Source organism: Halobiforma nitratireducens JCM 10879 (assembly GCF_000337895.1).
GTDB classification, from domain to species: Archaea; Halobacteriota; Halobacteria; order Halobacteriales; family Natrialbaceae; genus Natronobacterium; species Natronobacterium nitratireducens.
Genome location: NZ_AOMA01000063.1, coordinates 224,645 through 242,844, shown reverse-complemented (window position 1 = coordinate 242,844; position 18,200 = coordinate 224,645). Strand labels below are relative to the sequence as shown.

Annotated in this window: 17 protein-coding genes; 4 read left to right on the top strand and 13 right to left on the bottom strand. The window is 65.2% G+C overall.

Features of this window, described 5'->3' with window-relative positions:
* The first annotated feature begins 69 nt into the window (after window positions 1-69).
* Complete coding sequence (locus C446_RS05785) at window positions 70-414, top strand: DUF7553 family protein (RefSeq protein ID WP_006672143.1); 345 nt, start codon at window positions 70-72, stop codon at window positions 412-414.
* Between the two features lie 13 nt (window positions 415-427).
* On the opposite strand, the gene C446_RS05780 is transcribed toward C446_RS05785, so the two are convergent.
* The 7 genes from C446_RS05780 to trpC all read right to left on the bottom strand — a co-directional run bounded on the left by C446_RS05780 (window position 428) and on the right by trpC (window position 8,305).
* On the bottom strand, window positions 428-2,119 hold the full coding sequence (locus C446_RS05780) for an NADH-quinone oxidoreductase subunit D (protein ID WP_006672142.1): 1,692 nt from the start codon (window positions 2,117-2,119) through the stop codon (window positions 428-430).
* Between the two features lie 119 nt (window positions 2,120-2,238).
* Complete coding sequence (locus tag C446_RS05775) at window positions 2,239-3,210, bottom strand: glucosidase family protein (RefSeq protein WP_006672141.1); 972 nt, start codon at window positions 3,208-3,210, stop codon at window positions 2,239-2,241.
* A gap of 236 nt (window positions 3,211-3,446) precedes the next feature.
* Window positions 3,447-4,241, bottom strand: coding sequence for a hypothetical protein (locus tag C446_RS05770; RefSeq protein WP_006672140.1), 795 nt, complete (start codon window positions 4,239-4,241; stop codon window positions 3,447-3,449).
* Between the two features lie 166 nt (window positions 4,242-4,407).
* Window positions 4,408-5,205, bottom strand: coding sequence for a 2-amino-3,7-dideoxy-D-threo-hept-6-ulosonate synthase (locus tag C446_RS05765; protein ID WP_006672139.1), 798 nt, complete (start codon window positions 5,203-5,205; stop codon window positions 4,408-4,410).
* Between the two features lie 24 nt (window positions 5,206-5,229).
* Window positions 5,230-6,162 (bottom strand): tryptophan synthase subunit alpha, encoded by a 933-nt coding sequence (gene trpA, locus C446_RS05760; RefSeq protein ID WP_006672138.1) that lies wholly within the window; start codon window positions 6,160-6,162, stop codon window positions 5,230-5,232.
* Entirely contained in the window at window positions 6,159-7,493 is a 1,335-nt protein-coding gene (gene trpB, locus C446_RS05755; protein ID WP_006672137.1) for a tryptophan synthase subunit beta, read from the bottom strand. The genes trpA and trpB overlap by 4 nt, the downstream gene beginning before the upstream one ends.
* Entirely contained in the window at window positions 7,490-8,305 is an 816-nt protein-coding gene (gene trpC, locus C446_RS05750) for an indole-3-glycerol phosphate synthase (protein ID WP_006672136.1), read from the bottom strand. The genes trpB and trpC overlap by 4 nt, the downstream gene beginning before the upstream one ends.
* 115 nt (window positions 8,306-8,420) lie before the next feature.
* On the opposite strand from trpC, the gene C446_RS05745 reads away from it, so the two are divergent.
* The gene (locus C446_RS05745) at window positions 8,421-8,903 is read left to right on the top strand and encodes an MGMT family protein (protein ID WP_006672135.1); all 483 of its coding nucleotides are present in this window, start codon (window positions 8,421-8,423) and stop codon (window positions 8,901-8,903) included.
* A 23-nt stretch (window positions 8,904-8,926) separates the two neighbouring features.
* On the opposite strand, the gene C446_RS05740 is transcribed toward C446_RS05745, so the two are convergent.
* From C446_RS05740 to lonB, 3 genes are all read right to left on the bottom strand, one after another.
* Window positions 8,927-9,283, bottom strand: a complete 357-nt coding sequence (locus C446_RS05740) for a hypothetical protein (protein ID WP_006672134.1) — start codon at window positions 9,281-9,283, stop codon at window positions 8,927-8,929.
* Window positions 9,284-9,472: 189 nt separating this feature from the next.
* On the bottom strand, window positions 9,473-10,468 hold the full coding sequence (locus C446_RS05735) for a CPBP family intramembrane glutamic endopeptidase (protein WP_006672133.1): 996 nt from the start codon (window positions 10,466-10,468) through the stop codon (window positions 9,473-9,475).
* A gap of 3 nt (window positions 10,469-10,471) precedes the next feature.
* Window positions 10,472-12,841: an ATP-dependent protease LonB gene (lonB, locus tag C446_RS05730; protein WP_006672132.1), complete on the bottom strand. Its 2,370-nt coding sequence runs from the start codon at window positions 12,839-12,841 to the stop codon at window positions 10,472-10,474.
* Between the two features lie 237 nt (window positions 12,842-13,078).
* Here lonB and C446_RS05725 point away from each other — a divergent pair, with 237 nt between their 5' ends.
* Window positions 13,079-13,597 (top strand): nicotinamide-nucleotide adenylyltransferase, encoded by a 519-nt coding sequence (locus tag C446_RS05725; RefSeq protein WP_006672131.1) that lies wholly within the window; start codon window positions 13,079-13,081, stop codon window positions 13,595-13,597.
* Between the two features lies 1 nt (window position 13,598).
* Here C446_RS05725 and C446_RS05720 read toward each other — a convergent pair whose 3' ends face one another.
* A complete protein-coding gene (locus C446_RS05720; RefSeq protein ID WP_006672130.1) occupies window positions 13,599-14,687 on the bottom strand; it encodes a hypothetical protein in 1,089 nt (362 codons plus the stop codon).
* 393 nt (window positions 14,688-15,080) lie between these two features.
* On the opposite strand from C446_RS05720, the gene C446_RS05715 reads away from it, so the two are divergent.
* Window positions 15,081-15,962 (top strand): SAM hydrolase/SAM-dependent halogenase family protein, encoded by an 882-nt coding sequence (locus C446_RS05715; RefSeq protein WP_006672129.1) that lies wholly within the window; start codon window positions 15,081-15,083, stop codon window positions 15,960-15,962.
* A gap of 9 nt (window positions 15,963-15,971) precedes the next feature.
* On the opposite strand, the gene C446_RS05710 is transcribed toward C446_RS05715, so the two are convergent.
* Both C446_RS05710 and thsA read right to left on the bottom strand, forming a co-directional pair.
* Window positions 15,972-16,331 carry a HalOD1 output domain-containing protein gene (locus C446_RS05710; protein WP_006672128.1) on the bottom strand — a complete coding sequence of 120 codons (360 nt, stop codon included), beginning with the start codon at window positions 16,329-16,331 and terminating at the stop codon, window positions 15,972-15,974.
* Between the two features lie 105 nt (window positions 16,332-16,436).
* Window positions 16,437-17,981: a thermosome subunit alpha gene (gene thsA, locus C446_RS05705; RefSeq protein ID WP_006672127.1), complete on the bottom strand. Its 1,545-nt coding sequence runs from the start codon at window positions 17,979-17,981 to the stop codon at window positions 16,437-16,439.
* Window positions 17,982-18,200 lie beyond the last annotated feature (219 nt).

Here is an 18,200-nt window from a genome sequence, read left to right as displayed (position 1 = left end):
TCGATCCGCCCGTCGACAGCCGTCACCGGCAGGCCTGGGGGCTACTATGCTCGAGATTCGACAGCGAGTATGGCCGACGATCGAGAGCGCGAGCCTGCGGGTGGAGACGAAGCTGAGACTGGACGCGAGCACGACCCCGAAGAACACCTCAAGCGCGTCCGCGAACGTCTCCAGCTGGCGACCGACGGGGCTGACCACACCGTCAAATCACAGCTCGAGTCGATCACCGCGGGCGTGTTCGAGGAACAGGACGGCCATCTGACCCAGTCCGAGCCTGGGCCGAAAGACGACCGGATCGCCGAAATCGCGGCGAAACTCGACGGACTGGCAGCCGAAGCGTCGGGCGAGACGGCCGATCACGTCCTCGTCGCGCGCGATCGGTGTCTCGACTACCTCGAGGAGAGCGGCCCGTAACTGCGACGCCCAGTCAACGATCGACGCTTCCCAGCACGATATCTAGACTCCCGAGCGAGGCGATCAGGTCAGGCACGTAGCCGCCTTCGGCCATCTCGGGCAGCGCCGAGAGGTTGTGGTAACACGGGCTGCGTATCTTGAAGCGGGCGGGGGAGTTCGTCCCGTCGGACCGAATGTAGATCCCGAGTTCGCCCTTGGCAGATTCGACCGCACGGTAGGTCTCGACGTCGGCATCCGGCTTCAGCGTCCGTGGAACGTTGCTCTGGACCGTTCGCTCGTCTTCGGGCCACTCCTCGAGCAGGTCGAGACACTGCTGGATGATCTTCGCGGACTCCTCGACTTCTTCCATCCGACAGAGCACGCGCGCGTGGTTGTCACAGCCGTCGCGGGTGACCACGTCCCAGTCGAGGTGTTCGTAGTAGCCGTACGGATCGTCCCGCCGGAGGTCATAGTCGACTCCGGAGCCGCGCGCGACCGGCCCCGTACAGCCGTAGTCTTTGGCCACGTCGGGCTCGATGACGCCGGTGTCGACGGTCCGCAGTCGGAAAATCTCGTTCGTGACGATGAGGTCGTGGTACTCGTCGATCTTCGCCGGCAACTCGTCGAGGAAGTCCCGACACTTCTCGATGAACTCCTCGCGGGGCTGCGGGAGGTCCCAGCAGACGCCCCCGAGCCGGAAGTAGTAGAACATCATCCGCTGGCCCGTGAGGTCCTCGAGGATGTCCTGGACGACCTCGCGGTCACGGAAGGCGTACTGGAAGATGGCGGTGAACTCGCCGTAGACATCGAGTGCGAAGGTGCCGAGCGCGAGGAAGTGACCGAGCATTCGGCCGAACTCGGTTGCCATCGTTCGCAACACCTGGGCGTACTCGGGGACCTCGATACCCGCAATGTCCTCGATCGCACGGGCGACGGCCCACTCGTTGGGGAGGTTGGCCGTGTAGTCCCACCGGTTCGAGTAGGGGATGATCTGATGACGGTAGGTACCCTGCTGGCACATCTGCTCTTCACAGCGATGCAGGTAGCCGACATCGGGGTCGACGTCGGCGACCGTTTCCCCGTCGAGTATCGCCTTGAGGTGTAACACGCCGTGGGTGGCCGGATGATGTGGACCGATGTTGAGCAACATCGTGTTCGACTCCGGATCACGGTGGTCCTCCTGCAACGGGTTCCGGTGTTTGGCGTACCGGACGAGCTGTGGCTTGTCCTGGTCGTAGTCGAGCGAGAGGGGATGTCCCTGCCAGGAGTCGGGCAACAGGATTCGCCGCAGGTCCGGGTGTCCCTCGTACTCGATGCCGACGAGGTCGTAGGCCTCCCGCTCGTGCCAGTCTGCCGTCCGAAAGACCGGCTCAGCGCTTTCACACACTGGATCGCCCTTCGGCAACTGTACGATCAGCGTCACCTCGTGCTGGCGCTGGTCGTACTTCGTCAGATGCAACAGCGACTCGTAGCGGTCCTCGTACTCCTGGGGAGTGATACACGAGAGGTGATCGAATCCGGCCTCCCCCCGCAGCAGGGTCAGCACTTCCTGGACGTCGTCCGGACGGATCACGAACGCGGGTGCGTTCTCGTGATCGTCCCGGCCGAGCGAGTAGTCCGATAGCAACTCCTCTACCCGTGTCTCGTCGATGCCGTCCTCACGACGGTGGTCGTACTCGGGGTCGATGCTCGGCCGTTCGCGTTCGCGCTGTGGTGTCTCACTCATGTCGATCCCCGACGCGCCACTGATAGAATTGACGCGGTTGCTGTCACCGTACGACTGTCGAAGAAATGAGGGTTTTCCGGGATGTGCGAGAGTGTCACTGCCGCGAATGGGTGCGGGAGTCAGGACGGCAGGCCGAACCGCTGTCGAAACTCCGACCACAGCGCCGCTGCGACGGTGAAATCCTCCGCGCTCGCGTAGCCGCGCTTGACGTACGGTTCCCCTCCGAGCGTACACACCTCGAGGAAGTTACCGTAGGGAGCCAGCAGCCGTTCTATCCGTCGGACCTCACGAGTCGCTCGCTCCTCGAACCCGTACACCGCGAGGCCGACGGCGTACGCGAGGCTGTTCCAGGGCCAGACGTGGTAGTGGTAATCCCGATGCAGGAGGAAGAAAGGGTGGACGTTGCTCGGTGCGAACGGGCGTGCCCGCATCCGGAGTCCGACCGTCGTTTCGAGGTCCGCGAGCGAGTCGGCGATCGATCCTGCCCGTTCGTCGTCGACAACGCCGAAGTACAGCGCCGCGACGTTGGCGTCGCAGGCGAGCACCGACGACCCGCGTCGCTCGTCGACGTAGTCGCCGTTCCACAACCGCGATCGGAGCGCCGCACGGATCGTCGCCGACTCGCCGGTGAACGTCGTCTCGATCCCACGGTCCTCGAGCCGCTCGGTTGCGGCGAGCAACATCACGGTGTTGTACCCCTCCCGGGGCTCGGCCGCCGAGTCCCACCACGAACTCCCGCGTCCAGTGACGAGCGCCGTTGCCGGATCGACGAACGCCTCGCGGTGGCGGTCGGCCAGAGCGGCGACTGCCCCGGCCCGATCCTGCAGTCGGCCGCACGCGGCGAGAAGCAACACGAGTGCCGGGAACGTGTCGACCCCCTCGGCCGGCGTCGCGGCGGCGTAATCGGCGTGAAAGTCCGTGTAGAAGACCTCGTCCGAACAAAGTCGCTCGAGGACGCGTTCCCCGGTTTCGGCGACTGCGTCGGCATACCCCGCAGTCGCGAGCCCGCGGGCGGCGAAACAGAGGTCCCGGGGCCAGACGCCACGAAAGTGTCCCCCAGCCTCGAAGCCTCGAGCCTGTCTCTTATACACATCTCTGAGCGGGCTGGCANGAGGATCGTCTCGGCGGCCCGCTCGAGCGAGCCGCGATGGCGAAAGCCGTGCCGTCGCTTGTCGACGTAGTGGGCGAGCCGCCGCCGAAGCTCTCGAGCGTAGTAGTGGCCGGTCCGGTACCAGGACCCTCTCATGTCGATGCTAGCGACGGCGTGACGCCGATACGACGATCGTACGTTCGGGACGGCGTCGGATCGGAGCACTCGAGCGGTTGCTTACTCGTCGTCAGCGTCGCCCTCGTCCTCGTCGCCGGCGGCTTCTGCTGTTCCTTCGTCGTCTGGGTCTTCGTCCGGCTCGACTTTCATGTGTGAGGCGTCCTCTTCCGGGGTCTCTTCGGGTTCGGTCGCGTCGGTCTGGGCCGGTTGGGCCTGTTCGGGGTCCGGCCCGGCCGCCTCGGAAGCCTCGTCGGCCATCGCCGTGTCCGAGACGTCGATCTGAACGCCCTCGTCCTCGTCGTCGGCGACGTTCCGCCTGGGATCGTGTTCCTCGTCGATCCCGGGTTTAGAACGCGGCTCCGCCTCCCCGTCGTCGGTAAACTCGATCCCGGTCCCGGTGCGGGACCCGTCGTCATCACCGAGAGAACCGTCGTCTTCGACGCGGGGGCCGCGACCGTGTTCGGGTCGGGTCCCGGCCGCGTGGGCCTGGTCGGTGGTCGTCTTTCCCTCCGTTCCGCTCGCGACATCGCTCACGTCGGGCTCGAAGGTTCCGACGTCACCCCCGTCGTCTTCGCTCGAGCCGGCGAACGCGTATGCGAGCAGTCCGACACCGCCTGCGGCCTTGGGAATCGCCCGTAGCTGGCCGCGTCGCAGTGAACGCAGTGCCGACAGCACCAGGAGGCCGCCGCCGACCGCAGCCGCCGCGTCGGCTCCGCTCGGCAGTCGATCCCCCAGTGCGACCGCCACGGCCGCGTCGATCGGCCCGTCGGCGTCCTCCGGCAGCCTGTCCAGTTCGTCGCTCGAGACGCCCGGTATCGAGTCGTACTCGTGGTCGTGTTCTGAATTGTCCGTCATCGAAACCCCTCTGACTGTGGCCCCTACACCGGCCCCACGGTTGAAGCTTGGACCGGCAGGTGAACAGTCACGTTCGTGGGGCCGGGGCGATCCAGTATCCACTACCGGGGAACCCGATCGACACCGAACCAAGGGAGAACTGTCCGCAGCGAGAAACAGAGTGGTTTCAGACCTCGAGCGCCAGCCCCGACTCCCGAAGTGCGTCGTCGGTCGAGAGATCCTCGTGGACGACACCCGAGACCGCGCGTGCGATCGCTTCGGGGTCCTCGTGCTGGAAAATCGAGCGTCCCATCGAGACGCCGGAGCCACCGGCGTCCATCACGCCACGGACCATCTCGATCGTCTCGCGGTCGGTCCCTTTCGAGCCGCCGGCGATGACGACCGGGAGTCGCGTGGACTCGACGACGTGCTGGAAACTCTCGGCGTCGCCGCTGTAGCCAGTCTTGACCAGGTCCGCGCCGACTTCTTCGGCGAGTCGGACCGCGTGACCCAGCGCCTCGGGGTCCTCGGAGTCGACACCGGGGCCGCGTGCGTAGGCCATCGCGAGGACGGGAATGCCGAACTGATCCGCGGCCGCCGTCACCTCTGACAGCTGGGTAATCTGGTCGGGCTCGTGGTCGGAACCGACGTTGATGTGGAAGGAGACGGCGTCAGCGCCGGCTCGGATCGCCTCCTCGACGGTCCCGGTCATCCGTTTGTCCCGCTCGTCGGGACCGATCGTCGTCGACGCGTTGAGGTGGACGATGTACCCCTGCCCGTTCTTGTGGTCGTGAACGCGGGGGGCGATCCCCTTCTGCGTGAGGACGGCGTCAGCACCGCCGCGAGTGACGCCGTCGATCGTCGATTCGATGTCTTTCAGCCCCTGTACAGCACCCAGCGTGATGCCGTGGTCCATCGGGACGATGACGTAGTTTCCGTCTGTACCGATCCGCTCGAGTCGTGCCTGTGTTCCGGTGGTAGTCATTGTGATGGTGTAGCAAGCTCGTCGTTATGGCTGTTCTGGTTCCGGTGTAACTTCCGGATCGTCCGTGACAGACTCCGCGCCGCGAACCGCGCCGCGCTTGAGCTCGGCCGCTTTTGCCTCGAGTGCGTCGGCCGCGGGAGCGTCCCCGTTCTCCTCACCCGCGCCGTGCTCGGCAATGATATCTACCAGCGCGCTGCCGACGATGACGCCGTCGGCACCGGCCTCGACGATCTCGGCCGCGTGGTCGCCCTCGCTGACGCCAAAGCCGACGGCCTTTGGCACGTCGTACTTCGAGAGTCGGGCGAGGCTGTCGTGGGTCGCCACAGAGACGTTCGCCCGCGCTCCGGTCGTACCCAGACGGGCCTGTACGTATGCAAAGCCCGACACCTGGGACATGATACGCTCGAGGCGCTCGCCCTCGGTCGTCGGCGCGACGATACAGACGAGATCGAGCCCGTGGTCGTTGCAGGCCTCCCGCAGCGGGTCGGCCTCTTCGGCGGGGAGGTCGGGGACGATGATACCCGAGAGACCGGCGTCGGCGGCGCGTTCGACGAAGGGCCGAACGTCCGGCTCGTCTCGCGGGTTCACCGCTCGCTCGCCCGAGGCGCGTGACGCCTCGCTTCTCTCGTACTGGAGGATCATGTTGTAGTAGGTCATCACCAGCAGCGGTGCCTCCGTCTCGAGGTCCTCGACCAACTCGAAGAACCCCTCGGGCGTGGTTCCGGCCGCGAGCGCGCGGTTGATCGCCGCCTGGATCGTCGATCCTTCGGCGATCGGCTCCGAGAACGGCAAGCCGAGTTCGATCAGGTCGGAGCCGCCGCGGTCGAGGGCCTCGACGTACTCCTTGGTGTCTTCGAGGGACGGATCGCCCGCGGTGATGTACGTGATGAGCGCGGGCCGGTTCCGTCTGATCGCGGCCTCGACCTCGCTGTCGGCCGCCGCCGGATCGCCACTCATCCGTCGAACACCTCCACGTCGGGGGCTGCCTCGAGATCACGCTTCTCCGTCTCCTCGAGGACCGTCTCGAGGTCCTTGTCGCCGCGGCCGGAGACGTTGACGACGACGAGGTCGCCGAGTTCGTCGTGGCTCGTGGTCTCCGCGTCGGGCCCCGCCGTCCGCTCGAGATAGCCCAGCGCGTGACTCGACTCCAGGGCCGGGATGATCCCCTCGAGATTCGACAGCCGGTGGAAGCCGTTCAACGCGGCGTCGTCGTCGACGTTGACGGGCGTCACGCGATCCGAGTCGACCAGGTGGGCGAGTTCTGGGCCGACGCCCGCGTAGTCCAGCCCGGCACTGACGCTGTGGGATTCGACGATCTGTCCCTCCTCGCTCTGGAGGAGTTTCGTCATCGCACCGTGGAGCACGCCGTCGGTCCCCGTCGACAGCGTCGCGGAGTTGGGCGCGAGCCCTTCCTCGACGTCGATCTGCAGACTCGAGCCGCCGGCCTCGACGGCGTACAGAGCGACGTCCTCGTCCGGAACGAACGCGTGAAACGTCCCCATCGTGTTCGAGCCACCGCCCGCGCAGGCGACGACGCTGTCGGGGAGCCGTCCCGCCTGCTCTTGGATCTGCCGGCGGGTTTCCTCACCGATCACCGACTGGAAATCCCGGACGAGCTTCGGGAACGGGTGCGGACCGACGATGGAGCCGATGACGTAGTGGGTGTTCTCGACGGTGGTCGCCCAGTCGCGCATCGTCTCGTTGATCGCTTCCTTCAGCGTTCCCGACCCCGCGGTGACGGGGTTTACCTCCGCGCCGTTCATCCGCATCCGGTAGACGTTCGGCCGCTGGCGATTGATGTCGGTCCGCCCCATGTAGATCTCACAGGGCATGTCGAGGTGGGCCGCCGCCATCGCCGTCGCCGTCCCGTGCTGGCCGGCTCCGGTTTCGGCGATGATCCGCTCTTTGCCCATGTACTTGGCGAGCAGGACCTGCCCGAGCGCGTTGTTCAGTTTGTGTGCCCCGCCGTGAAGCAGGTCCTCCCGTTTGAGATATATCTCGCGGTCGTAGCGCTCGCTCAGCCGATCGGCACGCTGGAGCGGCGTCGGCCGCCCGCCGAACTCGCGCATCCGCTCCCGGAACTCGTCCATGAACCCGTCCTCGTTCTCGAGGACGTACCGCTCGTAGGCGTCCTCGAGTTCCTGCAGGGCGGGCATCAGCGCCTCGGGGACGTACTGGCCGCCGTAGTCGCCGCCGAACGTGGCGTCAGCGTCTCGTTTGCCGGTGTTGCGGTCGTCTCGATTCGATTCCGTCGTCTCGTGGGTCCGTTCCTGATCTCCCGTACTCATGCGTTCTCACCGTCGTTCGTCGTCTCGCCCGCACGCTCGGTTTCCGCGCCGGTCAACTCCTGGACGTTCGCGGCGACATCGACCTCGCCACACGTCCCGTGATCCATGATCGCGCTCCCGATCAGCAACGCGTCCGCTCCCGCCGCCCGCATCCGGCGGACATCCGCCGGAGTCGAGACACCGCTCTCGGCGATCAGCGTCACGTCCTCGGGTGCGCGGGGAGCGACCGACTCGAAGGTCGCCAGATCGACCTCGAGACGCCCCAGGTCGCGGTTGTTGACTCCGATCAGTTCGGCACCGGCCCCGAGTGCGGCCTCGAGTTCGGCCGCGTCGTGGACCTCGACGAGCGGCTGGAACCCACGCTCGCGGGCCGCGGCGACGAGCCCCTCGAGGTCGTCGACGAACCTGGCGATGAGCAACGCGAGGTCGGCCTCGACCACGTCTAGTTGTGCTTCTCGACAGAGGAAGTCCTTGCGGAGCACTGGGACCTCGACCGCCTCGCGAACGCGTCGCAGCGCCTCCGGCGAGCCGTCGAAGTGGGTAGGCTCGGTGAGCACCGAGAGCGCTGCCGCGCCGCCGTCGACCATCGCCTCGGCGAGTTCGACGGGATCGGCCTCGCGGGTTCCGTCGGCGGTCGGACTCGTCGGCTTTATTTCGGCGATCACGGGGACGCGTCCATCGCTCTCCGCCCGTTCGATGGCGTCGCGCAGCGACCGCGCGGCGACGTCGATCGGCTCGTCGCCGCCGGGACGCTCCGCGGCGGCCTCGAGGATCGACTCCACCGCGGGGGCGAGCGCCTCATCGGAGTTCATTATTGTACATCGACGTACTCATATGTACAAAAACCTTGCGCATCGACCGTTCGTCGTCGGTCAACCAGCCAACGAGACCGGCGAATATTCATGCCCCTATCCCCTACGCCGCATCATGGAGGACGTTACCGACGCTGGCATCTACACGCGAGAATCGTCGTACCTCGATCGTCACGTACAAGTTGGCGCTGCCAGCGGGCGCGTCCTGCGCGTCACGTTTCCGGAACACCCCGACGAGGAGGCCACGGAACCGCCCGAAGGTGACCAGCCCGTTCTCGACCGAATCTTCGAGTATCTCGACGGACTCGAGGAGATCACCTTCGACGACGTGCAGGTCGCGTTGACCGTTCCGACCGATCAGCGTGCCGTTCTGGAACGGGTACAGGAGATCCCGTACGGGGATCAGGTGGGCGTCGAGTCACTGACCCGGATGACGCCGGAGCTCGATCCGGACGACGAGGACGACCAGATCCTCGTTCGTACGGCTCTCGACGCGAACCCCGCACCGATCCTCATCCCCGACCACCGCGTCCGGGACGGTCCAAGCGCCGCACCGCCCGCGGTCGAACAGAAGTTACGATCGCTCGAAGGACTGTAACTGCGATTTCGCCGTTCGTCTCGCTACTGGACCCAGACCGTATAGAGGTATAGCCCGACGCCCGCAAAGACCGCGAGCGAGGCCGCCTGATCGACGACGAAAAGCCCTGTCGCGAGGAAGACGAACTGGAGGACACCCCCCACGAACAGACACGCTGCCGCTCCCAGCAGTGGCGACGGATCGCCGTCGCTCTCCCGGTACAACACGACGCCCATGCCGATCGCGATCGCGCCGAAGAGGACGGCCGAGGCAATCGCCGAGTACATCGCCAGGGGTTCCCCTGCCGTCGCGCTGTAGGCGACGAGCAGGAAGTAGAGCACGACCCCGATGAAGAGCCAACGATACGCGCGTTCCGATACCGGACTGTCGGTGACGCTCATATCTGACGATCGGACGGCCGGCCCTTAGCTTTCGAGGATTTCGGGTCGCCTACGAACGGGATCGAGAGTGAAATCGAACTCCGACTCGGACATAGACTTGGACTCGGACATAGACTTGGACTCGGACTCGGACTCGGACTCAGACTCGGATTCGGACCCGGAAGTCGATCAAACCCGATCTGGCCACACTCACCCCTCGAGTGTCTCCGTCCACTCGAGTCCCAGTCCTTCGTGGACGACGAACTCGAGGGCATTGATGAGATAGTGGGCGACGACCACGACGAGGAAGCTCCCGGTGAGGATAAAGATCGCCGCCAGCACGAAGCCGAGAACACCGGTGACGACGATACCGACCGATCCCTGCATCCCGTGGCCGATACCGAACGCGATCGAGGAAAGGACCGCGAGCAGCCAGGGGTCGATCCCGAACCCGGCCGACATCGCCCCGATCAGCGCCGCACGAAAGAGCAGTTCCTCGAAGACGGCGATGATCGGAAGGACGCCCACGAGCAACACGGCCCAGCCCCGCAGCGACTCCGGCGCGAGCAGTTCCCGTAACTGCTCGTCGTGATCGAACCCGAAGCGGGTGGCCGTCGCCGCCGCAACCTCGTTGCCGACGTAGAGGACGAGACCGGCGGCGACGCCCACGATCAACCCGGTCTCGAGGTACGCGGCCGACAGTTCGATTCCAAGCGCCTCGAGTGGGACTCCGGTGTAGACGACGGCCCCGATCAACACGACCGCGAACAACCCCTGGGAGAGCGCGACGTTCGCTAGTAGCGCCCCCGTCGATAGCGACTCGGGATCGATCTCGTTTCTCTTCCGTGGCCGTGGTTCGGCCCTGCGGTCCGACTCGAGGCCGTCGTTCCCGTTCCGTAATCGGTCGTTGTCTCGTGGTCGCTGTCGTGGTTCGTGGCCGGCATCGGGATCGACTGTCGTGTCCGTCGTTCGGCCCGCACCGATCGACTCCGACTCGAGGTCGACGCGAGTGCGCGAGTCGTCGGATCGTTCGGAATCGACGGCTCCGTCGTTCTCCGCTCTCCCGATGGCTGGGTCGCGCTCACCACGTTCGCCGTCGCTGTCCGGACTCCCGTCGGCAAACGTGGATTGAGTCAGATGGGATAAAACGAGCAGCAACACGAGGACGACGCCCGTAATACCGGCGAACGTCGTCCACTCCGCCATCGCTTACTGTGGGCTCGGGTTCGACCCGCTGACGGCCTGCTGGCGGTCCAGCGCCGTCCCGGTGATCTGCTTGAGCCGGTCGACCAGCGAGTCTTTCTTCGGTTCACCCTCGAGGGCGACATCCAACACTTCGCTGATGTTCGAACAGGGGATGATCTCGACCATCTCCTCGTACTCGTCTTCGATCATCACGTCCTGTTCGTTCGCTTTCGGAATGATGACCGTGTCACAGCCGGCCTTTGCGGCGGCCTCGATCTTGTGGGTGACGCCGCCGACCGGAAGCACGTCGCCCCGAACCGACAGCGAGCCGGTCATCGCGACCGACTGGTCGATCGGGATGTCCTCCAGGGCGGAGATAACGGCCGTCGCCACCGTGATCGAGGCGGAGTCGCCGTCGACGCCCTGCTGGCCGGCCTGGACGAACTGGATGTGGATGTCTTTCTCCGAGAGGTCGACGTCGGAGAACTTCTTGATGATCGCCGAGACGTTCTGGACCGATTCCTCGGCCATCTCCTGGAGCTTCCCGGTGGCGATCACCTGGCCGCCACCCTGCGCGGGCGCGATTTCGGCCATGACCGGCAGCATGATCCCCGAGTCTTCACCCATGACCGCGAGGCCGTTGACGCGGCCTTCGACGGCCTCTTCGGTGACCTGCAGCTCGTAGTCCTTGCGCCGTTCGATGTAGTCGTCGGCGAGCTGTTGCTCGATCGACCGGGAGCGCTGTTTGGCCTGCAACACGTCGTCGCGAGTGGTGTGCTCGCGGTCCTCGGCGCGGGCGATGTCGCCAGCGACGCGGACCAGCCCACCGAGGCTACGGAAGTGCAGCGTGAGGTGGTTCTTCCGACCCGAGCGGCGCTTGGCCTCGAGGATGAGTTCCTCGACGGCGTCGTCGGTGAAGTGAGGCAGGCGGCCGTCGCGTTCGACCTCCTGGGCGACGAACCGGGCGTACTTCCGGCGCATTTCGGGGGTGTCCTCGATGGTGTCGTCCATGTAGACCTCGTACCCGTAGCCCTTGACGCGGTTGCGAAGCGCAGGGTGCATGTTCTCCATCGCGTCGAGGTTCCCTGCCGCGATCATCACGAAGTCACAGGGGACGGGCTCTGTCTGGACCATCGCGCCCGAGGAGCGTTCGCTCTGTCCGGTGATGGCGAACTCGCCCTCCTGGATCGCCGTCATCAGCTTCTGCTGGGTGCGGATGTCGAGCGTGTTGATCTCGTCGACGAACAGCACACCCTTGTTGGACTTGTGGATCGAGCCCGGCTCGACGCGGTCGTGGCTGGGCGTCTCCATGCCGCCGGACTGGAACGGGTCGTGGCGAACGTCGCCCAGCAGCGCACCGGCGTGAGCACCGGTCGCGTCCTCGAAGGGGGCCTGGCGCTGATCGCCGTTGTCGACGATCATGTTCGGCACCATCGCGTCCGTTCCGCGAGACGTGTACCGGAAGATCAGCCAGATGATACCCGCCGCGAGGATACCAAGCAGGATGTTAGCAGTCAGCAGCGCGTACCCGATGACGATCGCGATGATGATCCACATCAGGATCGATCGCATCTGGTTGCGCTTGCGGGCTTCCTCCTTGTGGGCGTCAATGATCTGTTCGCCCTTCCCCGCAGGGACGGTCCGCACCTTCGGTGCGTTGCCGTCGTCGGGGTTATGATAGACCAAGACGTCCTGCAGATCCTCCTGGGGAAGGAGCTGACTCATCGCCTTCGCCAGCATCGACTTCCCGGTCCCCGGCGAGCCGATCATCATGACGTGGCGACGCTGCTTTGCCGCCTTGATGATGATGTCTCGGGCTTCGTCCTGACCGATGACCTGGTCGACGAGGCGATCGGGCACCTCGATGTCGTCCGTCGAATCGATCTGGAGACCACCGAGTAGATCGTCCTCGGCGTTTTCCTCGTCGATTTCGACGCCTGGGTCGACATCGACCTCGCTCCCGAGGTCCTCGACGGTCTCGATGTCGTCGCTACCGTCGTCGCTCTCGTCGGCTGGTGACTCCGACTCGAGTGCCGACCGCGGACCCGACTCGTTCACGTCGGGTGGATTCCCGTCGGGCCGGTCACCGTCCTCCTCGATCGGCGACCGAACTCCCTGACGCTCGTCGTCCTCGTCGGACTCCGGTGAGCGAGAGCGAGAGTCGGGGTCGGGGTCCGGGTCCGGGTCCGGGTCCGGGTCGGGGTCCGGGTCCGGGTCCGGGTCCGGGTCCGGGTCCGGGTCCGGGTTGGATCGGGACTGACCCTGCTCTCGATCTCGATCACGGCTCTCGTCCGGGCCGTGATCCTGCGTTTGCTCCCGGTCGTCCGCCGCTGAATCGGTGACGGACTCGGAGGCGTCTTCAGGAGGGTCGTCAACGTTCGTATCGTTGCTCATAGAACTCTGTTCGGTACCTGATTCGAAGGGATTGCGACTGATATACTTTCTCCATGCGGAGCATGGTGTCGATTGGTTAAAACAGGACTCACAGACCCCGAGAGCAGCAAATAGGAACTGGTCGAGGAATCAGTCTGATTGCCTAATGAGTCGAATATCTCACCCGGCACACTCCGTGGCCGCTTGGCCGAGCGGAAACTCGCCACGCTTAAGCGCCGGGCTCGAAGAGTGTCGGTCATGACGCGGGGGTTCTACATCGGCCGGTTTCAGCCGTTTCACAACGGCCACCGCAACATGATCGAACGGATCGCCGAGGATGTCGACGAACTCGTGTTGGGTATCGGGAGTGCTGACGACTCTCACACCGTTCGGAACCCGTTCACGGCGGGCGAACGGATCATGATGATAACCAAGTCCCTGGTCGAGATGGATCTGGTGACCTACGCCGTCCCGATCGAAGACCTCGAGCGCAACTCGGTGTGGGTGAGTCACGTCCAGAGCATGAGTCCTGACTTCGACATCGCGTATTCGAACAACCCGCTCGTGATCCAGCTCTTCCGGGAGGCCGGTATCGAAATCCGACAGTCGCCGATGTTCAACCGCGAAGTCCTCGAGGGATCGGAGGTTCGCGAACGGATGATAAACGGTGGTGACTGGCAGTCACTGGTCCCGGAACCGGTCGTCGATGTCGTCGACGAGATCGGCGGCACCGAGCGCATTCAGATGGTCAGCGACTCTGATTCGGGATCGGAGTAGATCAATTCGAATCGAACGCCTGCGAACGGCACAGAAGCGTAACGATACCGACAACGAGTGCCGTGACAGCCGAAGTGAGTCCGAATCCGGGAGCCCCATCCGTCTCCGTCCCGTCTTTCTCGTCGTCGGTATCAGCGTCCCGATCCTCGACCGGTGTCGCTTTCGACCCGTCGTCCTGTTCGTCGGCTGAACCTGGACCGTCGTCCACATCACCCTCGCTCCCGCTCCCGCTCTCGCTTTCATCGATCTCCTCGTCTCTGTCCGACTCAGTCGCGACGATCTCGAGTTCCGTCGTGACCGTCGCATCGCGATGACTGATAGTTAGCGTATGCGTTCCAGTGGTGAGCGTGGCGTCCGCGTCGTGAATCGTCCCGTCGGCACCGACTCGGCCGACGTCCTCGTCGCCGATCGACGCCGTGACAAGCGTTTCGGCGGGGTCGATCCCCTCGAGTTCGACCTCGATCGGTTGGCCGTGGGAGAACGCCACTTCGTTCACCTGATCGGGGTCCTCTCCGTTGACGGACGCGATGGAAAAGTCGGCTGGACCGACCTCGGGGCGATCGGCTTCGGTTCGAACGATCTCGATGTCGGTACTGGCTGACTCGGTCTCACCGAGATCGGTGTGGGAGAGCGTGAGTGTGTATTCGCCTCTCTCGAGGTCGGCATCGTCGCGGTACACCGTTCCGTTCTCGTCGACTCTACCGAGATCGGTTCCGTTCAGTGAGGCCATAACCCGTTTCTCACCGGGATCGATCCCCTCGAGTTCGACGACGATCGATTCGCCTCGGTGGAACGCGACCTCGTTCACCTGGTCGGGGTCCTCACCGTTGATGCGCTCGATCACGAACGGGATCGGGTCGGGGTCGGGCCGATCGCTATCGGACTGTACGATACTGGGTTCGATGCTCTCGAGGAAGGTTCCCGCTCGCTCGGCTGCGGCCGACTCGAACCCGGGGTCGGTCATCGTCACCGTGTCGGTAGCGTCGAACTGCTCGACCCCCTCGTGGCCGGTCCCGGCGGCTGACGCGACGCCTAGCGCCAAAATAACAGCGACCACTACCACGCCCGCAACGACGAGCGTTCGGACCATACGAGTCAGTCAAACGCCTGATTAATAAGGTCTAGAACGATTACCGGTCCGGGGTAACCATGACAGTGTTTTTGATAGGAGTGTGCTTACGATTATCTCGATCTCGATCGGGCCCCGGAGATGACGGGACGGAGTTTCGACCGTCACACTGGCTCGCCTGACGACCGGTCTGCGATCGACTCCGCTATCTCGCCCGGGGGTCGTACTGGCCCGACCCAGAACGCAAGTCGTTCGAGGAACCGAACGGGCGTGAGCCCTCCGGCTCGTGGGACTTCCGTCCGTGACGGAGCCCCACGACTCCAGTCGTGGGAGCCGATCAGCCGGAACTGACAGCTCAAGCGACGGCAATCGTGAGCCGCGGCGACTTTTGATGACCGACGCGTATGGACGCGTATGATCACGATCGCGACCGATTTCGGGAGTCCGTATCCGGCGGCGATGAAGGGCGTGCTCTGCCAGCGAACCGACGCCCGGCTGGTCGACGTTGCCCACGACTTCCCGCGACAGGACGTCCGTGCGGCGGCCTTCTGGCTGCGCGAAGTGCTTCCGTACTTCCCCCCGGCGACCCACCTCGTCGTCGTCGATCCGGGCGTCGGCACCGACCGGAATGCGATCGTCGTCCGGGCCGGCGACCACGTCCTCGTCGGACCGGACAACGGCGTCTTGCTCCCGGCCGCACGCCGACTCGCGCCTGCCGACGACCGTGAGGGCTACGTAATCGAAGAGACGCGCCTCGAGTCCGTCGAGCCGACAGGAACCGGAACGACGCCCCGTGCAGCACTCGGGAGCGACGATGACGATGGCGGACGCGACCGTGACCGTGGGCCCGCGAGCAACACCTTCCACGGCCGGGACGTGTTTGCACCCGCCGCCGCAGCCGTTCACGACGCCGATCACGAGACACTGGCCGAGCTGTCGGTTCTCCGGCCAGCCGAGGCGTCCGTCGACCTCACGCTCCCCGAACCGACCCTCGAGCCGGCCGACTCCCCCGCCGACGCGGATCGTGCGGTCGGGGAGGTGCTAGTCGTCGACGACTTCGGGAACGCGATCACGAACGTCCCCGGCCCGTTCCTCGCGGATCGTGATCGGATCGAGGCAAACGGCGAGGTCGTGCCCGTCGGTGAGACGTTCGCCGCCGTCGGCGTCGGAGAGCGACTCGCGACGGTCGGCAGCCACGGCTACGTCGAACTCGACGTCAATCAGGGCCGGGGCGACGACGCGTTCGGCCTCTCGGCCGGCGATCGGGTCGTCCTCGAGAGGGTCGACGACGGGTAGCACCGCCAGTCAAACGGACGACGAGACACCCTCGGCGTCGATCACGATTTCGCCGTTGGACCGAACCGTCACCTCACACTCCGCGAAGGTAAACGAAATCGCGCCGACCGCGCCGGTCTCGCTGTCTTGCCAGTGACCGACCAGCGAGTTGAGGGCGTCAGGATCGACGGCCGACGGAAGCGGATCGAGTTCGTCCGGTTCAGTGCCTCGAATCTCCGAAATCGCGGTGACGAGAGCAGTACTCACGGGTTCGTACTCCCCGATCTCACACCAGGTACGGTACGTTCCCGTGTCGGCGTCGTAGCGGACGGGTTGCCCGGGCCCGTCACCACCCGCCGTCTCCCGCTCGCTCGAGGGAATGCCCGACATATCACTCGAGAGGACAATGTATCGATACTTAACGCTACTGGCCGATACGGCCGGCTGCGGCGGGATTCGACGGAAAAACGAAAACGACGACCCCGGTGAGACGAGTTACTCGGCGGCGATGACGTCGTCGATGCGGGCGATCATTGTCGCGGCTTCGGTCGCGCTCTCGACGGCTTCGCGCTTGACGTCGGCTGGGTCGACGACGCCATGCTCGAAGGGATCGTCGATAGTGACGGTCTCACCGTCCGTGACCAGACCGGCACGGCCCTCTGACTCGTGGGCGGCACGAAGGTCCACGAGCGCGTCGATCGGGTCGCGGCCGGTGTTGGCAGCCAGCGTGCGCGGAACGATGTCGATAGCGTCTGCGAAGGCGTCGACGGCCAGCTGCTTGCGGCCCTCGATGCCAGCGGCTTCCTGGCGGACCTTGTCTGCGATCGCGATCTCGGTCGCGCCGGCACCGGGGACGACCTCCCCGGATTCGAGCGCGGTCGCAGCGACGTCCAGCGCGTCACCGATGGCGCGCTCGAGTTCGTCGACGACGTGTTCGGTACCGCCGCGGACGAAGACGGTGACGGCCTCTGCGGCAGCGCCGCCCTCGACGAACGCGAGGTCGTCGTCGCCGAAGTTCTCCGAACGGACGCGGTCGGCCTCGCCGAAGTCGGCCGCCTCGAGGTCGTCGAGGTCGCCGACGCGGCGGGCTCCGGTCGCGGAGGAGATGTCTGCAGCGTCGCTGCTACCGATATCGTCGAACAGGAGGACGCCCTCCTTGGCGAGTGACGAAGCGATCCGGTCGGCGACATCGTCGGTCGTGAAGACGACATCGGCACCGCTGTCGGCGATGGTCTCGGCGTATCCCTGCAGCTCGCTCTCCTCTGCGTCGATGGCGGCGTTGAGCTGGTCGATGGAGTCGATGGCGTATTCGGCGTCGACCTCGCCGGTACGGATGTCGAGTTCGACGTCGAGAATAGCGATCGAGGCGTCCTCGACCTCGGCGGGCATACCGTCGTGGGCGGGTTCCTCGTCGACGACGATACCGGGGACGAGTTCGGTCGCGTTCGAGGAGGCACCGATCTGGGTGTGGACGGTGACGTTATCCCGGGCGACGGCGTCGTCGGTCTCGACGTGGCGAACGGCCTCGACGACCGTCTCGGCCAGCGACTCGGCCGTGAGACCGCCGGTGCCCTTGCCGGTCATGCTGGACTCGGCGACCTCCGTGAGCACGTCGTCGTCGACCTCGGCCTCCTGTACCTGCTCTGCGATCGCCTCGAGGGCGATCTCCGCGGCCTCGTGGTATCCTTCGACGATCGTGGTCGCATGGACGTCCTGTTCGATCAGGTCCTCGGCCTCACCGAGCAGGTTGCCAGCGATCACGGCTGCCGTCGTCGTCCCGTCGCCGACCTCCTCTTCCTGAGACTCGGCGACCTCGACGATCATCTGGGCTGCGGGATGCTCGATGTCCATCTCCTCGAGGATGGTCGCACCGTCGTTCGTGATGACGACCTCCCCGCCGGAGTCGACGAGCATCTTGTCCATACCGCGTGGCCCGAGCGTCGTCCGTACCGACTCGGCAACCGCTTTGCCGGCCATGATGTTGGACGACTGGGCGTCCCGGCCCTGGGTTCGCTGGCTGTCCTCGCTCATGATGAACATAGGCTGACCGCCCATGCGTCCCTGTTGTGCCATGGTTGAATCCTCAATAACTATGTCGTCAGCACTTCTATATAAATGTTTCCCTACCGGGTCCGCTACGTCTTGCGATTGTCGTGTGAACTGTCGACACACCAGGCCACCCTCCGGGCTCGACGGACGGCGTTCCCCTGGGGTGAGCGAAGTCGGTACCAAAATATGGATTGACGCGAATGGTCCTCG